This is a genomic window from Prevotella sp. oral taxon 317 str. F0108 (assembly GCF_000162415.1).
GTDB classification, from domain to species: domain Bacteria; phylum Bacteroidota; class Bacteroidia; order Bacteroidales; family Bacteroidaceae; genus Prevotella; species Prevotella conceptionensis.
Map to the genome: position 1 here is coordinate 145,275 of NZ_GG740077.1, position 20,407 is coordinate 165,681.

Consider the following 20,407-nt stretch of genomic DNA (forward strand, 5'->3'; position numbering starts at 1 on the left):
TTTACGTTAAAAACCTTTTAATGTAAGGGTTCGTTGCGTTCGCGTGGGTTGGGTTCCAAGCCTCGGTTGATGGCTTCGGCCGGTATTTGCAACAGCTTTCGTGGGTCGTTTTTCTCCAAAGGGAAGTAGTAGGTGCTTTTAGACGAACGCTTAACTGCGATATGGAACCGACGAAGGTCGAACCAACGCAGGCCTTCTTGGAAGAATTCTTGCTGGCGGAACCCCACGATGGTTTTCACCAAGGCCAGTTGTTTGAGGGTCATTCCGTAGAAGGGGGTGTATGTTTTGTAGTTGTCGCGGTTGGTCGTTGTGTACACGTCGCGGTCGATAGAAGGCATAAAGCCAAACTTTCCTTGCATGTATTGCAGCAAATCGTCGATGGATTTGGTGTAGTTCCTTAGCATGGCGTGTGCCTCCATGCGGTTGAGCAACACCTCGTCGGCGGTAAACAGCACGTTGGTGACGTACAATCCACGCGGTTTGCTGCCTACACTCTCGGTGGTAGACAACTCATCGAACTTGGCTAAGTACCTACTTGAAGGCACACCAAGTACGCCAGAGGTGAATATATAGGTGCCGATGAAGTTCATTTTCTCGTAATCGCCGCCGCCCTCAATGCCTTTTTGGGCGAACACTTTATTAACGGTGTTGAACGTAGAGCCATATTTCTCGGTGGGAAGGGTACGTGCCAAGCGGCTCTCGGTGGTGGTTAGCAAGAGGTTTGCAGGCTCGTCGGTGGCCGTGTAGCGACGAAACAGGTCTTGATGTCTGAACTCTAACTCGTTGGCATACGTTCGCCAAGGGCGCAATTGGGTCTTAGGGTCGCCGCCAAGTACATAGTCGGCGTATGCCACCACTTGCTCCCAGTCGCCCTTCATGAGGTAGAAACGCGTGGCAAAAGCATAGGCAGCCTTCTTGTTGAAGTGGAATTTGGGGTGCTTGTAATACTCGTCGGCAACGAGCGTTATGCCTCTTTTCAGGTCTTTCTCAATCAGTTCGTACACCTCGCTCACCGTTTGTCGTTTATAATCTACCAGTGCCTCCTTCTCTGGTTTGGTGATATAGGGGATACCAGGGTCGGTGCTTTGGGTGGAATAGGGTTGTGCCCAGATGTTAACCAGCATGAAGTGTAGGTAGGCTCTCAGCAAGAACGCCTCGCCATAAAGTGCTTTTACGCGTGCACTTTTGGGGTAGGTAGAGAGCAATTCCAGCGCTTTGTTGGCTTGGGCGATACCTTTGTAGCAGGCATTCCAATAGTTTAGGGGCGTGTCTAGGTCTTCTTGGTCGTAGTCTTCCCAAAAAAACATGGCCTCATTCAGTCGCGAATGCACGCCGTTGGGTCGTTCCTCAACGTTGTCGGTACGTGGTTCGAGAAACGGAATGTAGCTGGCTTGGGGGTAAGCGCCCGTAAGTAGCTCGGCAATCTTGTCTTCCGTGTCGATAGCTACATCGAGATCGGAGTCGGGACTTTGGTCCAGAAAGTCGTTACAGGCTGTAAACAGCGCGAGCAACGCCAGTAGCAAGATGTTATTCTTCATTTATATATGGAGTGATTTTCGTTATGTTGGTGGGGTTTATATTGTATTGTTCGACTGCCGTTTAGAACCCTAAGTTGAGCGTGGCAGTGAACTGACGGGGGGTAGGGAGCGACACACCGCCCGTGCGATAGTACTCTGGGTCTTGCCCTTTCAGCTTGCTGTCGGCATAGATGAGAAAGGGATTGGTGACGTTGAGGCGCAAGGATGCAGCGTGCAAGCGCAACTTTTTGAGCAAAGCAGGTGTGCATGTGTAACCCAACGAGATGTTCTTCATGCGCACGAAACTGCCATCGGCCACGCGATTTTGCGAAAAGTTGTAGGTGTTATACGCTTTCTCGATGTTCTCTTTGCCCACTTTGGCGATGAGTTCTTGCGATGGTAGTGTGGGAACATCCGTATGTCGCTCGTCGCCTGGGTTGAGCCAGCGGTTGTAATACTCCTTGGAGAAGACGTTGAGGTCGGCAAAGTCGGGGTCGAATGTTGGGTTGAGCCTTATCTTGTTGCCTGCCTGCATGGTGAGGAAGAACGACAACTCCCACGCGCCTAGCTTGAAAGTGTTGTTCAATCCGCCCAAAACCTGCGGCTCGATGGGGCCGTGGTAGATGAGATAGCTCTTTGCATACTGCGTGTCTAGAAAGTCGGCGCCTGCGTTTTTGGCATAAGCGTTTTGGCTAGAAGGGTAGCGGCCGAAGTTGAAAGTGGGTAATCCGTTGCCGTCTAGCCCTTGAAAGTTGTACGAAAAGAGCGAACCCTTGGGATAACCCACGATGTTTCCGCGGCCTCGTCCTGCCACCATGTCGAAAGCATTGGGCGTGTTTAGCAGGCGGGTGATTTCTTGGTGCATTGCACTAAGCGTGAGGCTGGTGGTCCAAGAAAACCTGTCGGCAACGATGTTCTTGGTGTGTAGGCCCAGTTCTACACCTCTTGTGCGCATGTCGCCAAAGTTGGCGTACTTGTAATACTGACCTCCAACGCCCGAAGTGCGTACAAGGTCGATGAGGTCGAACGTGTTGCGCTGGTACAAGTCGATGGTTGCGCTGATGCGATTGTTGAACATTCCCAGTTCAATGCCCAAGTTCAGCTCGTACATTTTTTCCCAAGTCAGGTCGCGATTTTCAAGATGTTTGATGTTGAGTTTGTTCTCGCGGTTGTTAAAGTGGTAGCGGTTTACGATGCCACTTTGGTAAACGGCGTTGGCGTTGATGGCCTCTTCGTTCATCTTGGCGGTAAGTCCGTAACTTGCGCGAAGTGCTAAGCGCGAAATCCAAGCATGGTTTTTAAGGAACTTTTCTTGGTCGATGTTCCACTTGGCACCAACGTTCCATGTGGGCAACCATAGTGCACGTGCCCCACGACCCGAACTGTTGGAGCCCTCGGTGTTGAGAACGAAGTTGAAAACGTAACGCCCCGCATAGCCGTAGGTTCCGTTTAGCGAGAAGGTTACGCCGCGTTCATTGCGCTTATGCAGTCCAAAGTAACTGTTGCCTTCGTTGGTTAGCTTGTCGAAGATAAGCGGATTGGTGTACACTTGGTTGCCGCGACCATATTGTATGCCGTAACCTTGGAAGGGTTGGGTGGAGCGATTGGCGGCGCGAACCTCGGTAAAGGCAAACGCTTTAAAGTCGTGCTGCCCCATGCGCTTATCGAAATCGAGGGCCAAACGTGCCAAAAAGCTGGTCATTGAGGTCTCGGTGCGGTTGAACAAACCGCCGTGGGTAAGGCCAACCTTTGGTTGGAGCAGGGGATTGTCCTTGTCGCGCACCAAGTAGATATTCTCTTGTGCAACCGTCGGGTTGTCGTTGGCGCGATAGGCTTGTACTACGTTAGAGCCTTCGTCTACCTCGTGTGTGGTGACTGTGTTAGCACGACGGGCCGAAAACAAGGTTTTCACGGCCAAGTCTGCCGTTAGTTGGTAGCTGCCTTCGGCTTGTAGCTTAAAGTCAAGCACGTCTACATGGGTACTGTTGTTGGCATATTCGTTCAGAATGTTGAACGGAGCCCAGTTGTTTCGATAATAAGCCAGACTGCCGTCGGCGTTGTATGGGCGCAGTGTGCGACTTGTGCCGAGGGCGTAAGAGAAGGGATTGATGTCGAAATCGCGCTCAAACACGCCCAGAGTGTGGTTTTTGCGTTGGGGCATTGTGCCTGGTGCTTTCTGCGAACGTATGTTGCCTTGTGCCGAAAGCGTGGCGCGCATCTTCTCGTTAATATAAAAGGTACTCTTGATGTTGGCCGTTAGGCGGCTAACCTTGTCGGCGATGGTCCAACCGCTATCGTGATAAAAACCCACAGAGGCGTATGTTGCCACGTTCTTTCCGCCGCCGGCGAAGGTGAGCGAATGGTTAGTTGTGGGGTTAAGCGTAAAGAGCAGATCGAACCAATCGGTGTTGGCGTATTCCCTTTCGCGCAGAAAGGCGTTGCGCGCCTCTGCCGTATTGGCTATTTGGTATTGGCCTGTTGCGGGGTCGATGGTGCTCAGACCTCTGTACAACTCGTGGTAAACGCCTGCCCTTCGACCGTAAAGCGCGTTGTGGAGCCCAAAATATCCCTTGTCGTTCATCTCTTGATAGAGGGCCATTGTTTCTTGCGAGTTCAGCAAGTCGAACTGGCTGTAACGCGGTTTCATGCGGATGGTGTTCTCGGTAGTGTAGCTTACACGCAGGGGTGTTTCTCTTTTACCCGATTTTGTGGTCACAACGATAACGCCGTTGAGCGCGCGCGCGCCGTAAACAGAGGTTGCCGAGGCATCTTTCAGCACCTGAATGTCTTCTATGTCGGCAGGATTAAGTCCTGCAACGGCCGACCCAACCAGCGTGGCAGCATCGCCCGATGCCAGTTGGTCTAGGTTTAGGTGTACCAAGTCTTCGTAAACCACACCATCAATAACCCACAGCGGCTGCACGTTACCGATGATAGAGGCACCGCCACGGATGTTAATGCGCGGTGCAGAACCAAACGTTCCCGATATGTTTTGTATGGAAAGACCAGCCACACGCCCTTCAAGCATGCGCGAGAGGTCGGCTATACCTTCTAGTTTAATGTCGTTCATCTTTACCGAAGTGGCCGCACCTGTGTACACGCGGTTGCGAATGTTCTGGTAACCAGTTACTACCACTTCGTCCACCATTCGGCTATCGGCCTTCATCACGATAGTCATGGGCTTGGCTTGGGCCTTGGTTCGCAGGGTGGTCATGCCCACATAGCTCACTTGTAGCGTATGTCCAGGGGCGGCTTTAAGGGTAAAGTGTCCGTCGATGTCGGTCACGGCGCGCTCCGTGGTGCCTGCGGCTTGCACCAAGGCGCCCACTAGGGTTTCGCCCTGTTCGTTCTTCACCGTTCCCGTTATGGTATTGGCGGTTTGCGCCATAGCCACTTGTAGGCAGGCCAAGAGCGCAAGGCAAAGGGTTAGGACTTTCTTCAAAGGGGTTGATATGTTTGTTGTCATAAGTTTGTTTGCTTAAACAGAGGGGTTGTATGTTGGGTTACAGTCGCCAAAGCACGCCTCCATAGATGCCAAGGGGATGGCCTGCGCGAAGTCCGGAGGGATGGCGCGACACTAAATAAACCTTGTTGGTGAGGTTGATGGCGTTAAGTGTGAGGGTGAGATGGCGGTTGATGTGTCCTTTTAGCGATGCATCTACGATGGCATGGGCGGGAATTTTCTCGCGTTCGGCAATGCGCCCTTGTCCTGGTTGGGTGCGCATGTCGCCGTTTATGCGCACGCCTATGTTGGCCTCAAAGCGTTTGTGCTCAAAGCCTAGCTGGGCATTGAAGGCGTGCTTATATATATAAGGTATCTCGTCGCCATAGACAACGTCGCCCCACGACTCGCTACTGAATGTGTTTCGCATCTCGGTATCGGTGTAGGTGTACGACAACTGCAAGGGCAATTGCACGCCCCAATGACGGGGTAGGGGTTGATAATGCAACATCAGTTCAAGGCCTCTCACTACGGCTTTGCCCACGTTAAACTGGTCTAGTGTGCCTTGTCCGCCCTGTGCGGCAAGGTCGCTGCCCAGCATGTTGTCGTAGTTGTTGTAAAAACCGATGGCCTCTGCCTTCAAGTTATTGGTGGTAAGGCGCAATCCCGCTTCGAGGTTTACGCTGCTTTCGGCCTTTTGGTAGAGGGTGGCACTGGGTGGTGCGAAACCTTTGTGCACGCCGCCGAAAGCCGATAGCACGGGGAGCAGACGATAGCTAACGCCCAATCCGGGCAAGAAGGCTCGTGCGTGGTTGGGCGTTTCGATGCGAACCATGCCCGTGCGGCGCGGGTCGGCGGCGGTATAGTCGCGTTTTAGCAGGTCAACGTCTTCGTAACGAACGCCCAACGTTAGGGTTAGCGCGTCTTTGGCCCACTTGGTTAGGGCGTATCCAGCCCATGCGTGGGCCGTTGTGATACGGTTTGCCTGACTTCCTGGCATACCTGCTAGGAACAAGTTCATCTTACCTTGCTGCATGGAGTAGGCATCATCCTGCTGAAAGCGGTCTTCGCTGTCGGCGTGATAGCGCAGGCCGGCCTCGGCGGTGAAGTATCCGCCGAAGAGCATGGTGCGATATTCGGCCTTGCTTTGTATGCCTCGCGAGTGGTATGTACGGTAGTTGGCGCGCATCATGAGGGCCTCTCCTAGATAATCTTTTGCGCCAGTAAGGATGTCGAAGTAGTCTTTATTGGTTTCGGGGTCGGTAAGCACGCTGGCAATAGAACGTTTTTCGGCCTTGGTGTAGCCTGCCCGCACATCGCTTAGCTTGTACCAATTGCGGAAAAAGTGGTTGTAGTAGAGGTTAGTGGTTATCTTCCACTTGTTGGCTTTCTCTATGATATAGGTGCCAACCCATTGTGTGTGGCGCGTGGTAAGCTGGTCGCGTTGTGCGCCTGCGTAGCGAAAGTAAGGGCGTTGTGCGAAATCGGTTTCCGAAAGGCCAACGTAAGTTTCGTCGGAGGTTTCGTTGGCAAAGCCGAATTTAAGTTCAAAGAGGTGGTTTACGCCCTCGTCGTTGTCGGTTTGTGCCGAAACCTTGGCAATTAGGTCGTTGCGTTTAAAACCCGTGCGGTTGTCTGGCTCATCACGACGAAAGCCTTTCGATTGGTAACGCAGGTATTCTATCATATAACCCACGTGCTTGTGGCGGTTGCCAAAGCCTGCATACGATTTCAAGGTGTTGTAACTGCCATATGAAACTTGCGCCTTGCCCCACAATCGTTGGGGAATGGGTGTAGAAACCATGTTGATTGCGCCACCCGTTGTGAACGGACCGTATTGCACTTGGCTGCTACCTTTAAGCACTTCGATGGCATACATGCGGGCGGCATTTGGGAAATAGTAGGCGGCAGGTGCGGCGTATGGGGCAGGTGCAGCCAGTACACCGTCTTCCATGAGCGAGATACGTTCGCTACGTTCGGCCTTCGTACCGCGCAAACTGATGTTGGGGCGAAGTCCAAAGCCGTCTTCCTCGTACACGTTTACGCCGGGAACGCTTTTAAGCATGCGGTTGATGTCGGTGTAACCAAACTTAGCCAGTTCGGTGGGCGATAGGTAATAGGCCGACCCCGTACGGTTGCGGGCCTCGAATTTGCTGCCCAACATTTGGTTGGAGCGCACCACCACTTCGCGAATGCGGTGTGTAGAGTCGGTCATAGCCTTGCTTTTGGTTGGTTCTTGGGCTTGGGCAGTGGTAAAGATGGCAAGCGCAAGGGTTGCAAGAGCAATAAGAAATTTCGTCCTGAATGTTTGACACATCATGATTTTTGGGTATTCTGTTTGTCTTCTGACAGTATTTCTCGACTGGCATTCTTCATTCCTACGCCCGCAGACGTGGACTAACCACGCTTTTCCCCCTCTCGGTTGTTGGCAGGCGCAGCGTTGTAGTTAGTGGCAAAAGCCTTTGTTTGTCAAGTAGATAATGTCAGTAAAAACAGTTGATGAATGGTTCCTTTTTATTCGTTTATTTATTTTCGGGTGCAAAATTAATAAATAATTAACTTTTATACAATCATTATTTCTCGGTATTTTAGATAGATGGGGCTTTAAAGGTGAAAAGGTGAAAGGGTGAAAAGGTGAAAAGATGGCTGCGCCACCAACTCGTCAACTCGTTAACTGGTCACCTTGTTAACTTGAAAGAATGAAAAGATGGCTGCGCCCACCAGCTCGTTAGCTCGTCATCTGTTGTAATGTTTTTAGTAAAAATTTTAACATTATAAGTGCCTTTTCTGCTCACCAATCCACACTTTGCCGCAAAAAATCGATTCTCGCGGAGGTTTGTTTTGATGCAAAAAGGAATTAGCATGTGAATGCAGCGGAATGAATATTTATTTGAAGAGGCCGCCTTTACACCAACTTTTGGGCTGTTTATAGCAAAATATAGTGCAATATGCCGCTAAACGCACTGCATTTTGGTGCTAAATGCAGTGCGTTTTGGTGCTAAATGCAGTGCGTTTTGGTGCTAAACGCAAGGTAAAATGGTGCAAAATGCAGTGCAAAATGGTGCTAAACGCAAGGTGAAAAGCATAAAAATACGCTACAATTGCATAAATAAAGCCTTTAAAAACCATGATAAACTGGGCCAAAAGGAGCGAAATGGTCGTTAAAAAGTGGGTTTTTGGGGTCTAAAAGTGGTTTTTTGAGTGTAAATAATAATGGGTTGGCAACCAATCTAGAAAGGCTAAATGGTACAAAATGCAGCTGGTTTTCTTAAAATTGAACATATTGTAAGGTGTGAAAGGCTTGAAAAAGGGGCGATTTACCTACATTATGGCCTATATTTTCGCTAGAACGGAGCGAAAATTAGAGCGATGTTGTAAAATAAAAGATAGGTATTTTAACTTTTGAGTTGATGAGTTTTGATGTTTTGAGTTGATGAGTTTGTTGGTTTGTTAGCTTGTTGGTTTGTTAGTTGATGGGTTTGTTAGTTTGTTAGTTGATGAGTTTGTGGGTTTGTTAGTTTGTGGGTTTGTTAGTTGATGAGTTGATATCTTCGGGAGTTGTTCGGCTTTCGTGGGTTTATAAGGCAGTGAGTTGACTTGCCCTGCGCTCCTCTCAAGTTATAGAAACATTAAAAGTTAATACGACTTCAGCATGTAGGTCTAGTTAAATCTAATAAATCTAGAATAACTAGTAAACCTTGTAATCTGGTAAATATACTAAGGCTAGCCCCACTAGCCACTAATGCAATTGACTGGCACTTTGCACTAAAAAGCCCCACGCTGCCTGGATGGGGAATGCGTGGGGCTTGTGCATAATGTGGTTTCGGGCGGACTCATGGTGAAAGTAGCGGGCCGTGTGCACACAAGGCAAAGGGCGAATGTGGCACGTGTGCCGTTAGTCCACAACGTGAGTGCAACGTTTAGGCTAACGGCGTGGCAGGGTTGTAGGCGCGTTGGCCCAGTTCCTTGTCTATCATGTAGATGCCGTAGCCGTTATCCTTAATCATCTTGATGTTGTCGATGATGGTTTGCACGTTCTCTTCTTCTTCCACTTGCTCGTCGATGAACCATTTAAGCATGCTTTGTGTGGCGTAATCGTTCTCCTCGGCGCAGAGGGCGAACAGCTTGTTGATGCTCTCGGTGATGGTTTGCTCGTGGCGCAACGAACTTTCAAACACGTTAAGGATGTTGTTCCACTCGGTGGGTACGGCCTCGATGGGGCGAAGATCTACCTTGCCGTTACGCGAGATAACGTAGTTGAAAAGTATTTTGGCATGGTCTTGTTCTTCCTTGAATTGAACTTCGAACCATTTTCCCATACCTGGCTGTCCTTGTGCGTGACAATAGGCGGCCATAGACAAATATAGATAGGCCGACCACATCTCGGCGTTGATTTGCGCGTTGAGCGCGTCTTCGATTTTCTTCTTTAACATAATGATGTTTGATTATAATATGGTGAATACTTTTACTTGCTAACTGGCTCTATAATTCCTAAATAGTTTCTTTTGTGGTTGTGTGTACAAACATCGTGCCATTTTCTCTGGAACGAATAAGGGCAGAACGTGATTTTGGCATGATGGTTGCCCCTTGGCTATGTGCAGGACAGGGTGAACGGACCGCCATTTGTGCGCCGTTTTGGCTCTTCTACTATATGCAAAGGGGTGGGTAAAGGCTGCGAGCAACACCGTAAGGAAGTTTACGATATGTGGGTGATACTGGCGTTGGTGCAGCGGTTGAAGTGGAAAAGGCTATGCAACATCTGCTCGGTTGGGGTTAAATGGTTTCTGTGGCAAATGGGGGTTGACGTTTGTGTTGGCCGTTTTTGCGGTGCAGTTACGTTTCTTCGTCTGCTCTTACACCAATGGATAGCTGCATGCCTGGCCGCAAACCTTCCACTTTATACACGGGGCGCAGTTGCATTTCCCAAGTTTGCGCGCCCTCGTTGCCACGCTTGTAGTTGTTGGGATCTAGGAAGTCGAAGTTGGCCTTGAAACCGGATACGCGCATGGGAACGGACATGTTGAAGGGCTTGCAATACACTTGTATGGTGTCGCCCTCTTTAAATTGCATCTTCTCGTTGCGGGTTACCGCGATAGAACCCCACAGGTTGTCGAGCAAGGCAATGCTCATCAGGGTGTTGTTGGCCGAAAGTTGCTCGCCGCGTTTTACCACAATTTCGCTCACTTCGCCTTCAACCTTGGTGACGATGGCTATGATTTGCGGACCTTTGCTGTTGCTCTTCTCGGTCTTGAGGTTGTGTAAAGCCTTCTCGTAATCGGCTTTCAGCGATAGGGCTTGCACCTGTAAGGTTTTGTATTCGGTAAAGACATTGTCGCGAAGGCTGGCAGGCGCTTTCCCGTTCATGAACTTCTGTTGCACGTCGTTGTATATCCTTTCGGCCTGTTCTTCGGCAGATTTGGCTTGTTGCCATCGGCCATAAGCGCGGTCTACGTTTCTGTTCCCGGTGCGATAGGGATGCAGGGTGGTGGCCAAAAGCTCTAATGTGGCGTCTTCGGGCATGGGTGTGTCGTCGGTTCTGTATAGGGCTAGGGTGTCGCCCACCTCCACATAGTCGCCCTCTTTCACCCTAATCTCTAACACTTTTCCCCTTTGTTGCACCTGCACAGAGTACTGCAAGACCTCCACCTGCCCATCTATTTGCCTGGGTTTGGGGGTCTTTAGCATATTGGCGGCAATGGCGACGGCAGCCGCAAGAACGACAACCGCCGTTCCGCCAATGAGCAGTTTAAATCTTAATCGCAGTTTTTTTTGCATGGTTAAGTTAAGGGATGAGTGCTTGGGTGCTTGCTTGCGCGCCGCTTGTTGAGGGCTTGGGCGCGCCGTTCGCTATTTAAAAGCGAAACTACGCGACCCAATCATGTTTCCGTCGGCAAAGATGCTCACCTGATAAGTGCCTGCAACAAGCGCTTGCGACACGTTCCAGAAGAGCGTCACAGGTGTTTCTTCGCCATTATATTCCACGCTGCGTTTCATCGAATATTGCAGCGTTCGGTTTTCATAACTAAACGAACCCGCGCCGTTGAGCAGGCTGCCCGTGGGCGACATGATGCGCACATAGATGTCTTTAACGCCACTTGCTGCCGTTACGTTGCGCGTGATGTTAAAGCTCACTTGCAGTGTCGTGGCCTTATCTATTTGGTCGGTTGCCTTTCCGCGCTTGTTTTTGGCTACGAGTGAGATGCCCGTTGCATCGAGTTGTGCGGCGATGGCCACCTTCTCGGACAACGAACGTTTCTCCGTACTCAATCCTTCTATCTGTCGGGTGGCGGCCTCGTATTGTCCTTTCACGCGCGTGTTTTCTTGCGTAAGGTTGGCATTCACCTTGTTTAGCGAGTCTATCTCCATCACGTAACTGCGAATTACCGCCCTGACAGTGGCCAGTTCTTTCTTCAAGCGGGTAATTTCGATGGCATCAGTGCTCTTTACTCTTCGCAGTTCGTTGAGTAGGCGTTGCGTCTTTTCTTGCTCAGCGGTGAGTTGTGCCACGATGGAGTCGTTGTTGATTTGCGTCTTCATCTCGCTGTATTGCTGGGCAAACTGCTGATACTCGTTTTCCATCTCCTTCTTGTCTATCTCTGCCAGTTCTTTGATGGCGGCGTTTTCTTCCTTCTGTTTGTTCAAGTTGATGAAGAGATAGGCCGTTACACCAGCCAAGATTAGCACCACGATGATGGTTGGTATCCAAATTTTCTTGTTCATAAAGTCAATCGCTTATATAGGGATTTGATTATATTTGCAAATTTATATATTTCTAACGATACGACAAAACAAATGTGCAAATCCAAACATTTAATAACTTAAAATATGTAGATTGCATGGCTTTGGAGGCTTTAGAGTGGGGGATGGGCTGCCCATTTGCCTGCAAGGGGCATGACCTGGCGGCCCAAAGCGTACCACTTTACGTCGGCAGAAAGTGGGGCAGAAAGGGCCGTCGGCTGCGTAGTTGGCGGCGTGTTGCCGCCTGTTTGCAGCTCGTTGCCGCCGCAATGTTATAAGCCTGTTCGCCTTGTTGGCTGTTTGTTGCCGCTGTTTGCTGTCTGCCGCCGTACAAGTTGCGCCCTTAGAATTCGCTATTTGGGCGCAGGTTGCCGTTTGCGCCTATGGCTCTGCTAGGTATGGGGAAGATAGTTGTATAGCCCGTGTCTTCTTTTTCCAGGGCGTGGCGCAGGTCATAGCTATGCGTAAAGCGGCCAAACCGTATGAGATCTTGCCTTCGCCAGCCTTCCCACACCAGTTCCAACCTACGTTCTTCTAGTATGTTGGCCAGTGTGGCGGTGCGGGAGGGCATGCCTGCACGGGCTCGAACGGCATCCATCTCGGCCTGTCCGCTTTGTCCGTTGCGCACTTTTGCCTCGGCCAACATCAGCAACACGTCGGCATAACGATACAGCACGATGTCGTTGTCTTGCAATTTCCCGTCTAAAAAGGAGTGCCTGTCTATCTCGTACTTGGCCATGCGTGCGCCAGCTGTCTTTATATAAGGTGAAGTGGTGAGGTCTATGGCCACGTTCAAAGGCATATACACCAGCGGTTGGCCATTGTCTAGCCGTACCGTATCGCCGTCTACCATCACCGTGTCGGCATAAAAGTTCAGCTTAAAGCGTGTATCTGGCTTTTCTGATGTGCCATATCCAAAGGCGCGAACGGTGGAAATGGTGGCGCAGGGTCCGTTTTCCGACCCCATTCCCAATGCCTTGCCGTGGTTGTAGTGCCGCGAACGAAAGAGATATTGGTATTGGTTGGGGTAGATGTTCTTGTCCATCGGGATGGTGAAGATGTTCTCGCGCGAGGTTTCGTTGTGCACTTTGAAGTTGTCGGCATAGCTGTTTTCGAGCGTATAGCCAGCTGCTTGCAGCTTTTCGCAATAGCGGATGGTGGTTTGCCAGGCGTTAAGCTGCTCGTTATCGACGGTGAAAAGGATGTCCTTGCCTGGCTTGCGGGCGTGGCGCACGGGGTTGTCGCAGGTGTAGACCTCGGCGTTTAACGCTAGTTTGGCCAATAGAAAATGTGCAACGGGGCGGGTTAGCCTGCCATAATACTGCCCTTGCAGGTTGGAATGGGCATCTGCCAGATAGGGCGCAACCTGCTGCAACTCCTTAAAGGCAAAGCGAAACACCTCGCTGCGGCGTGTGTTAGACACCTCTGCAACCGACGTTTGGTTTTTCTCTAACAGCGGAACATTGCCAAAAAGGTCTATCAAGTAATAGTAATACATGGCCCTGATGGCCCTTGCCTCTGCATTGTAGGCCATTAATTGGGATTGGTTGAGCAGGCTTTTGTGCTTGTCTATGAGGGCGATGGCATCGTTACAGCACACCACCGACTGGAGAAGGTAGCACCAAAGGTTGTACAGTTCTAGGTCGTTGGCGCTCCATTCGTGGGTGTACAGCCGTTTCCAAAAGCCGCCGTCGTACCAGTCGCCGCCCCTAATGGGCACGATGGCCTCGTCGGTTGTGAAGGTACTATAATCGTATATGCCTCGGTTCGTGCCTTGAAGTCCGCTTCCATCTTCGACCGAACCGATGTTGTTGTACAGGGTGCCAATGCTGTTTATCCACAAGGAAGTGGGCGACGTGATGGCTTGGTCTTCCGAAATGCGGTCGCGTGGATCGTCTTCGAGACAGCTTACGAACATGCCCAGCAGCGCAATGGCCGCTAGGGTTAGGTGTATGATGTGCGTCTTGGGTTTCATTATGGGCGTGGTTTTGGGTGAGAAGTTAGAATTGAACGCTAAGCCCTAGCGAGAAAGAGCGATACGGAGGGTACGAACGCTTGTCGTCGATGCCAAGCGTGTTGTCTACCACATAGCTGTTGATGATGGGCGTTAAACCGCTGTAACCTGTGATGGTAGCGAGGTTGTTAACGCTGAGCGACAGGCGCAGGGCGTTTACAAAGCGCGAACGAACGGGCAGGTTACAGCCAATAGTTAGGTAGTCTATGTTCAGATAGTCGCCTCGTTCCAGCCAATAGTCGGTGGCGGTTTGGTCTTTGATGTTTTGTTTGGGTGCCTCGCGCAGCACGTTATAGTCGGGAAAACTGGCCATGTTCATATAAGTGAGCGACGTTCCGTTGTATATCTTATGCCCGAAGGCACCGTTTAGCTGCATGGTTACGTCCCACATGCGATAGCGAAAGCTGATGTTCGAACCCAAAGTGGCCTTCGGAACGGCCTGCCCTGCCACACGGCGGTCGCCGCCATCTTCCAAATTGATGCGTCCGTTGTTGTCTAGGTCGGCACAGGCATAGCTATACGAGCCGTCGGCGTTTTTGGTTAGTCCCGTGCAATGCGGCAGATAGAACACGCCAAGGGGCTGTCCCACTATCTGATAAGTGATGAAGTTGTGTCCGCCGTGCATGCCCGCACCGGTCAATCCGCCAATGGGCGTGATGTCGGGCGACGACAAAAGCTCGCCGTTATACATTCCTGTGAGCGACAGCAGCTTGTTTTGCTGGAACGAAAGGTTCATGTTTACGCTCAGTTCCATGTCTTTTTTGCGGATGAGGTCCAGGCCAAGGCCAAACTCCATACCGCTGTTGCTCATGCTGCCGATGTTGGCCAGCAACTTGTTATAGGCGAAGGGCGGCACGCTAACGTCGTAGTTGTACAGCATGTCTGTGGTTTTCGAGTGGTAGTATTCGGCGTAAACGTGTATGCGGTTGCTGAAAAATCCTGCCTCCATACCCACATTAAACGATGTGCGCGTTTCCCATTTCAAGTCGGGATTGATGTTGCGCAGTTGTCCCAAGGTAACGGTGGGCCGACCGTAATGGGGCACAATGCCGTTGGGCATCAACATTTGCAGGGTGTAATAAGCCATTATTCCGCCCAGGTTTCCAGAGCGGCCAACACTGGTTCGCAGTTTAAGTTGGTCGAGCCAAAGCACGCTTTTCAGCCATTTTTCTTCCTTAACGTTCCATTCCAAGCCCGCAGAGGGGAAGTAACCCCACGTGTTGTTCTTGCCAACAAGCGTCGAACCATCGGCGCGGAGCGTCAGCGAAAGGGCGTAACGCCCCAAAAGCGTGTACGAAAGGCTACCCATGAACGAGGTTAGCTTGGGCGATTCGTACCCACTTCCCGTGCCGTCTTGGGGGCGGATGCTGCCCGCGGTGAGGTTGTCGTAACCAAAATCGTTGCTCGAAAGGCCTTTCACCGTGGTGAAGAAGAACTGCTTGCGGTTGTTCTGATATTCTGCCGTGCCCGTCAGTTGCAGCTTGTGTGCGCCCCAGGTGTTGTTGTAGTTCAGTTGCACGCTGCCAAGTAGGTCTTCGCTTTTGTTTTCGCGGCGGTACATTTTGCCTTGCGCCTCGGTCCAAGTGGGTTGGAATATGTCGTTTTCGAGCGTTGTGAACGAGTACGAACCAAAGAGGCGGGCGGTAAGTCCCTTGGCGAGGGGGAAGTCGAAAGACAGGTGTGTGTTGATGTTAAAGCCGCGGTCGTGGTCTTTTTGGTGCAAAAGTGCCATGGGGTGGGTAATCTGCGAGGCCAGGGTGTTAACGTCCCAGCCTCCTGCGGCGTTCTGTTGGGTGGAGAAAGTGGGGTTTTGCGAGGCGGCAGAATAAAAAAGTCTCTGCGTATCGAGTATCTTTTTGTTGGATAACGACGAACCGAAGAGCCCGAAGTTAACGGTGAGCCAGTCGTCGAAGGCCTTTTGCATGAGGTCGAACTTGGCCGTAAAGTTGCGGTAGTTGTTGGTTCGCACCACCATTTGATGGTTCATCACGCTCATTGATGCGCGGTAGTTGCTTTGTTCTGTGCCGCCCGAAAAGGCCAAATGGTGATTTTGTATAAATCCCGTTTGCGTAATGGCGCGCAAGTAGTCGTTGTCTTCGCCGCCGTCGTTAACGCTTAGGCCAAGTGCCTTTGCCGTGGCAACGTAATCGCGTCCGCTCAGCATTTCGAGGTTTTTATACGCTGTTTCAAAGCCCACATTGCCGTCGTAAGAAATGTGGAACTTACCGCGTGCGCCCTTGGCAGTGGTTACGATGATTACGCCCGATGCGCCGCGCGAGCCGTATTGGGCCGTTTCGGAGGCGTTTTTCAGCACTTGATATGAAAGGATGTCCGACGGGAAGATGGTGGAAAGCGTGGCAAGGTCGCTCGAAACGCCGTCGATAACCACGAGCGGGTCGTTTCCGCCCGTTAGCGAAGTGGTTCCGCGCACACGTACGCTGGTGAGACTGGCTTGCCGTTGGTCGCCTCCACGCGACACATTTACACCAGCCAGGCGGCCTTTGATGGCGTCGAGCGGGTTGACGACGAGCCCTTTGTCGCCAAAACCGCCTGTCTTTTGCCAGACTTGTATCAGCGGCTGGTCGCCTTTTAGGCTGTCGGGGACTAGGCGCGAGATGTATTTCGGCTTGTCTTCGCCCACTTGTGCAAACAAGTTTTCGGCGCAAACAAACGGCAATAGGCATGCCATGAGCAGGTATGCAGCAAGCCGGGCACACGATGCAGGCTTGTTTTTGCCTTGCCCTAAGGAGCGAAGGCGTTGTTCTGAATACGAAAAGGTACCGGCGATGTTCATAAGGGCGATTGTTTAGGGTGGTTGTTGCGTAAGTGTAAGCTGGTTGTGCGCATGCCTGCGGGTCCTCTTTTGGGACGGCAGCCTCAATGCTTGCCCGCAGTGTTTGGCGTTAAGTAAGTGGCCATGTGTGGCAAGTGCCTTTGGGTATGGCTGTTGGAGCCTTCGTTATGATGCCTTGGGTGGTGTTTATGCCCCACGTTGTGGGCCGCCTGTTCTGTGTTGTGGACGGACGTGAACCGGCTTATTTGTGGGCGTTGTAGTATTCCAAGCCAACCTGCACGTTCTTCATGATGGCATCCGACGAGTATGTGGCGCCCGTAATGGCGTCGGGCTCGTCTTCGATGGCCTTGCTAACCGGCTTGCCTTCCCAATATTTCAGCAAGGGTTTCACTTTGTCGAAGAACCTTGGCGTTTCCTGATTGGGCAACGCCTCTACCTTCACCACCTTGTTTTTCTTGATGAAAATCTTCACGGGCGTGCTGCCCTTAAAGCCTTTAATGTCGCGCGTAAGCTCGGTGGTGTTAACAACGGTCATCCCTTTTTCTTTGGTAATGATGTTGTTGTTGCTGCTTGCGCTGGTGAGTGTTGCCGCGAAAACTATGGCGGCTATTCCGAATAACAATCTGGATGTTACTTTTCTCATAACTGTTTGTTTACTGAAGTGTTAGCTGAGGGCGTCTTGTTGGTTGTCCGTATCGTTGGCGGACCGTGGCGACGCCGTTATTGCAAAGATAGGAATAAAAAAAGAAAAAGCCACCATGTGGAGGAAAAATGTTGTGCCTTGTTGCGCGTTTTGTGGTTGTAGTGGTTGGGTTTTCGGTGCAGAGGTGCTTGATGTTGGTTGCCGCGGATAGCTCGAAGGGTTGGGGCGCGTTGAGAAACCTGGTGTTTGGCGGCGCGTTTCGCCTGGCTGTGGGGATGTGGTGGCTTACATGTTAGACTGGCTGTGCAGCAGCACTATCAGACCGTAAAAGGCACAATAGGCCGTGGCCAAGGCCCATGCAATGACTTTTGTACGCCTGCTTTTGCGATAGGGGGCAAGGGCAAACCACAAGGCTGACACAGGGAACAAGGCAAGCAGGAACAGGCCTTTGGCTGTGGCTACACTTGTTGCAAAGGATAGGAGGTAAAACACAAGGTAATATGCAAATGCAAAGCCGATGGTTAGGCGCACTGCCAGGTCGCCTTTGGGCTTAGACGATATGGCATAGGCGGCGTAGGCGAGGGCGAGGAGCGTAACCCAAACCACATCGTACATGAAGAAGAGGGTGAAGTTGTTCATAAAATGCTGACTTAACGGATGAATGTTTCGGCGAACTGGTGGGCTTTCCGCTGTTTGATTGCAGTTTGAAATGTAGGCGAAAGCTTGTATACCTTGCTTTCTGCCACTTTTGTGTAGCAACAATTTGCCGATAAGGAAAGGCGTGGCGGGGTAGGGAATGGTGCTTTCATAACGGGACGTATTGAGTGGATTGAACGGCCATGTATAACACTTTGCAAATATAGACCTTTATCCGCAGGCGTGAAATACCCAAAAGGGAGTAAATTTAGAAACGATGAACAGGGCTTGAACTACCTATAATTTGGTACGTTGGCTGGTGGCTGCATGATGAAGTTGTCTTGTCTGTTACCATTTCTATAGACTGTGACGGGGTTGTTTTCTTTGTGATGCAATGCCAGGATAAGTATTCCCCCTCATGTACGAAGTGCTGGACAACGATATGTTATAGTCAAACAGAATTGCTTTTGGATAATTGCTGTTAGAAGAATGAACCACGTAGACAGCATGGCATTAATAAATCTTTATGGGAAGTAAAACTGGGTATCTTGTTGGCTTACGCTACATGTGTGGCTTTCCAAATCCAATTCTGTTAGACTATAAGGTCTGAATTGCTGCCTCAATTGATTGTGGCAAAAGGTGGTTATGCGCCAAAAGACGGTTTGGCAGAGGTCATTTAATGCGTTCTCTGCTATAAGCTGAAATGTTAGTTTTCTATTCAGGACGATTTGGCAGAAGTTATTCAATGCGTTCTCTACCATAAGCTGAAATATTAGTTTTCTATTCAGGACGATTTGACAGAGGTCATTCAATGCGTTCTCTACAAGTTGAAAACCGCCTCTCAATAGCTAATTACTTCTCCATTTCTATGATGCTGTCTCCGTTGGCCGTGGGCAACAAGCTCTGTAACCGCTCGCGCTGGTGGTTGTAAGCGTACGTGCTTTTCCGTGCCGTTGCCCAAAGGTGTATAGACGGCACAACTGACTTTGTTAAACTTTCAGCAAGAAATTTAACACAAAAAGAGCCATTTCTGCCCACCAACCGCCCACCTTGCCGCAAAAAATCGATTCTCGCGGAGGTTCGTTTTGGCACCCAAAGGGGGCAGTTGTGCATGCAGGCGAAATGAATTTTTATTTAAACCGACCGCCATCAACACCCGTTTTGGGGCCATTTGCAGCAAAATGTAGTGCGTTTTGGTGCAAAACGCAGTGCAATATGCCGCTAAACGCAGTGCGTTTTGGTGCAAAATGCAAGGTGAAATGGTGCAAAATGCAGTGTGTTTTGGTGCTAAATGCAAGGTAAAATGGTACTAAACGCAAGGCGAAAAGCATAAATATCCGCTGCAATGGTATAAATAAAACCTTCTCGAACCATGAGATACATGGTCGAAAAGGGCGAAATAGTCGTCAAAAAGTGGAATTTTTGGGGATAAAAAGCGGGTTATTGGGCTTTAAAAATTATGAGTTGGCGACCAAACTAGAAAGGTAAAATGGTGCAAAATGCAGGTTCTTTTCTTGAAAATAGACAAAGTGAAAGGCGTACAAGGTTAGAAATGGTAGTTTTTTGCCTACTTTTTAACCCATATTTTTGCTAGAACGGAGCGAAAATTAGAGCGGAATTGTAAAATAAAAACAATATTTTAAGATTTTGAAATGCGAGTTTATCAGTTGATGTTTTTTTTGAGTTGGTGAGTTGAGTTCAAAGCGAATACATCAAGTCCTAATGTTTCGTTCCATCCATTTATATCTTGGACATATTATATCTTGGGTATATTATATATTGGACATGCCATTTGCATCTTGGGCATACCAATTATTTTTTTTGGCATACCCATGATAATTTTAAACCAAATAGATATAATTCTCTTGGGCATACCAATTATTTTTTTTGCATACCCATGCGATGTAGGGTTATCTACCAACAATCCAATTGGGTCTTGGCTGATGTAACTCCCCGCATTCGGGTCGTAATACCTGAACCTGTTATAGTACAATCCAGTTTCCGCATCCTCGTACTGCCCTTGGTACTTAAACGGAATGAACGCGGATGGCCGTTTCCTTTGCCGCCCGTAGATGTCCAGCTCCTGTTCCCATACATTGTTGCCTTGTTTGTCGTAGGCTTGCAGGGGCGTGCCGAGGTAGTCGGAGATGATGGAGAAACACTCGCCGTTGGCAACAAGCTTGGCGGCAGGCACGAACGTGTCTTGCTCGAAGAGCCAGTTGACTACGTTTTCTTCCGTTTCTTCCGTCCATTCGTGCAGCGGCACGTTGCCGTCCCAAACGAAGTGTGTGGTGGTTCCTGCAAAGGATTTTCGGATGCGGCGGCCGAGGGCGTCGTAGGCGAACGAGACCTCCTTACCGTCGGGACGCACGACGCGGGCGAGCATGCCGTCGCTCTGCCAGTCGTAACGCCAGCCCGTGCCGAAGGCGCGGAAACGGATGCCCAGTTCGGTTTCGAGCCGCTCTTTATTAATCGGGGCGACAATACCGCCGCGCAACGCCATTTCTTTGAATACTAAGCTCCCAAAGATACGTGTACGTGACAGGCTAGCGAGCCTTTTCTATATGTACTATAATTCTTCAATAAGAGCTTTCCTAAGAAAATCGTTGATTGATTTAGCTAT

12 protein-coding genes are annotated in these 20,407 nt (G+C 50.3%); all 12 read right to left on the reverse strand.

The features are described from left to right. Window positions 1–17: 17 nt before the first annotated feature. The gene (locus HMPREF0670_RS14020; protein ID WP_009231807.1) at window positions 18–1,538 is read right to left on the reverse strand and encodes a RagB/SusD family nutrient uptake outer membrane protein; all 1,521 of its coding nucleotides are present in this window, start codon (window positions 1,536–1,538) and stop codon (window positions 18–20) included. A gap of 61 nt (window positions 1,539–1,599) precedes the next feature. Then, a complete protein-coding gene (locus HMPREF0670_RS14025; protein ID WP_044078372.1) occupies window positions 1,600–4,983 on the reverse strand; it encodes a SusC/RagA family TonB-linked outer membrane protein in 3,384 nt (1,127 codons plus the stop codon). 37 nt (window positions 4,984–5,020) lie between these two features. Then, window positions 5,021–7,279, reverse strand: coding sequence for a TonB-dependent receptor family protein (locus HMPREF0670_RS14030; RefSeq protein ID WP_009231809.1), 2,259 nt, complete (start codon window positions 7,277–7,279; stop codon window positions 5,021–5,023). Window positions 7,280–8,879: 1,600 nt separating this feature from the next. Further along, on the reverse strand, window positions 8,880–9,392 hold the full coding sequence (locus HMPREF0670_RS14035; protein ID WP_009231810.1) for a ferritin: 513 nt from the start codon (window positions 9,390–9,392) through the stop codon (window positions 8,880–8,882). Window positions 9,393–9,792: 400 nt separating this feature from the next. Further along, window positions 9,793–10,734, reverse strand: coding sequence for a biotin/lipoyl-binding protein (locus tag HMPREF0670_RS14040; RefSeq protein WP_009231811.1), 942 nt, complete (start codon window positions 10,732–10,734; stop codon window positions 9,793–9,795). A gap of 72 nt (window positions 10,735–10,806) precedes the next feature. Beyond that, a complete protein-coding gene (locus tag HMPREF0670_RS14045; protein WP_009231812.1) occupies window positions 10,807–11,679 on the reverse strand; it encodes a hypothetical protein in 873 nt (290 codons plus the stop codon). Between the two features lie 361 nt (window positions 11,680–12,040). Continuing rightward, window positions 12,041–13,672, reverse strand: coding sequence for a RagB/SusD family nutrient uptake outer membrane protein (locus HMPREF0670_RS14055; protein ID WP_009231813.1), 1,632 nt, complete (start codon window positions 13,670–13,672; stop codon window positions 12,041–12,043). 25 nt (window positions 13,673–13,697) lie between these two features. Further along, window positions 13,698–16,505 (reverse strand): SusC/RagA family TonB-linked outer membrane protein, encoded by a 2,808-nt coding sequence (locus HMPREF0670_RS14060; protein ID WP_044078374.1) that lies wholly within the window; start codon window positions 16,503–16,505, stop codon window positions 13,698–13,700. Window positions 16,506–16,746: 241 nt separating this feature from the next. Beyond that, entirely contained in the window at window positions 16,747–17,148 is a 402-nt protein-coding gene (locus HMPREF0670_RS14065) for an FMN-binding protein (RefSeq protein ID WP_009231815.1), read from the reverse strand. A 285-nt stretch (window positions 17,149–17,433) separates the two neighbouring features. Then, the gene (locus tag HMPREF0670_RS14070) at window positions 17,434–17,787 is read right to left on the reverse strand and encodes a hypothetical protein (protein ID WP_009231816.1); all 354 of its coding nucleotides are present in this window, start codon (window positions 17,785–17,787) and stop codon (window positions 17,434–17,436) included. A gap of 849 nt (window positions 17,788–18,636) precedes the next feature. After that, on the reverse strand, window positions 18,637–18,762 hold the full coding sequence (locus HMPREF0670_RS17450; protein ID WP_255346302.1) for a hypothetical protein: 126 nt from the start codon (window positions 18,760–18,762) through the stop codon (window positions 18,637–18,639). Between the two features lie 778 nt (window positions 18,763–19,540). Then, window positions 19,541–20,287: an RHS repeat domain-containing protein gene (locus tag HMPREF0670_RS14080; RefSeq protein ID WP_009231817.1), complete on the reverse strand. Its 747-nt coding sequence runs from the start codon at window positions 20,285–20,287 to the stop codon at window positions 19,541–19,543. Between the last annotated feature and the right edge of the window lie 120 nt (window positions 20,288–20,407).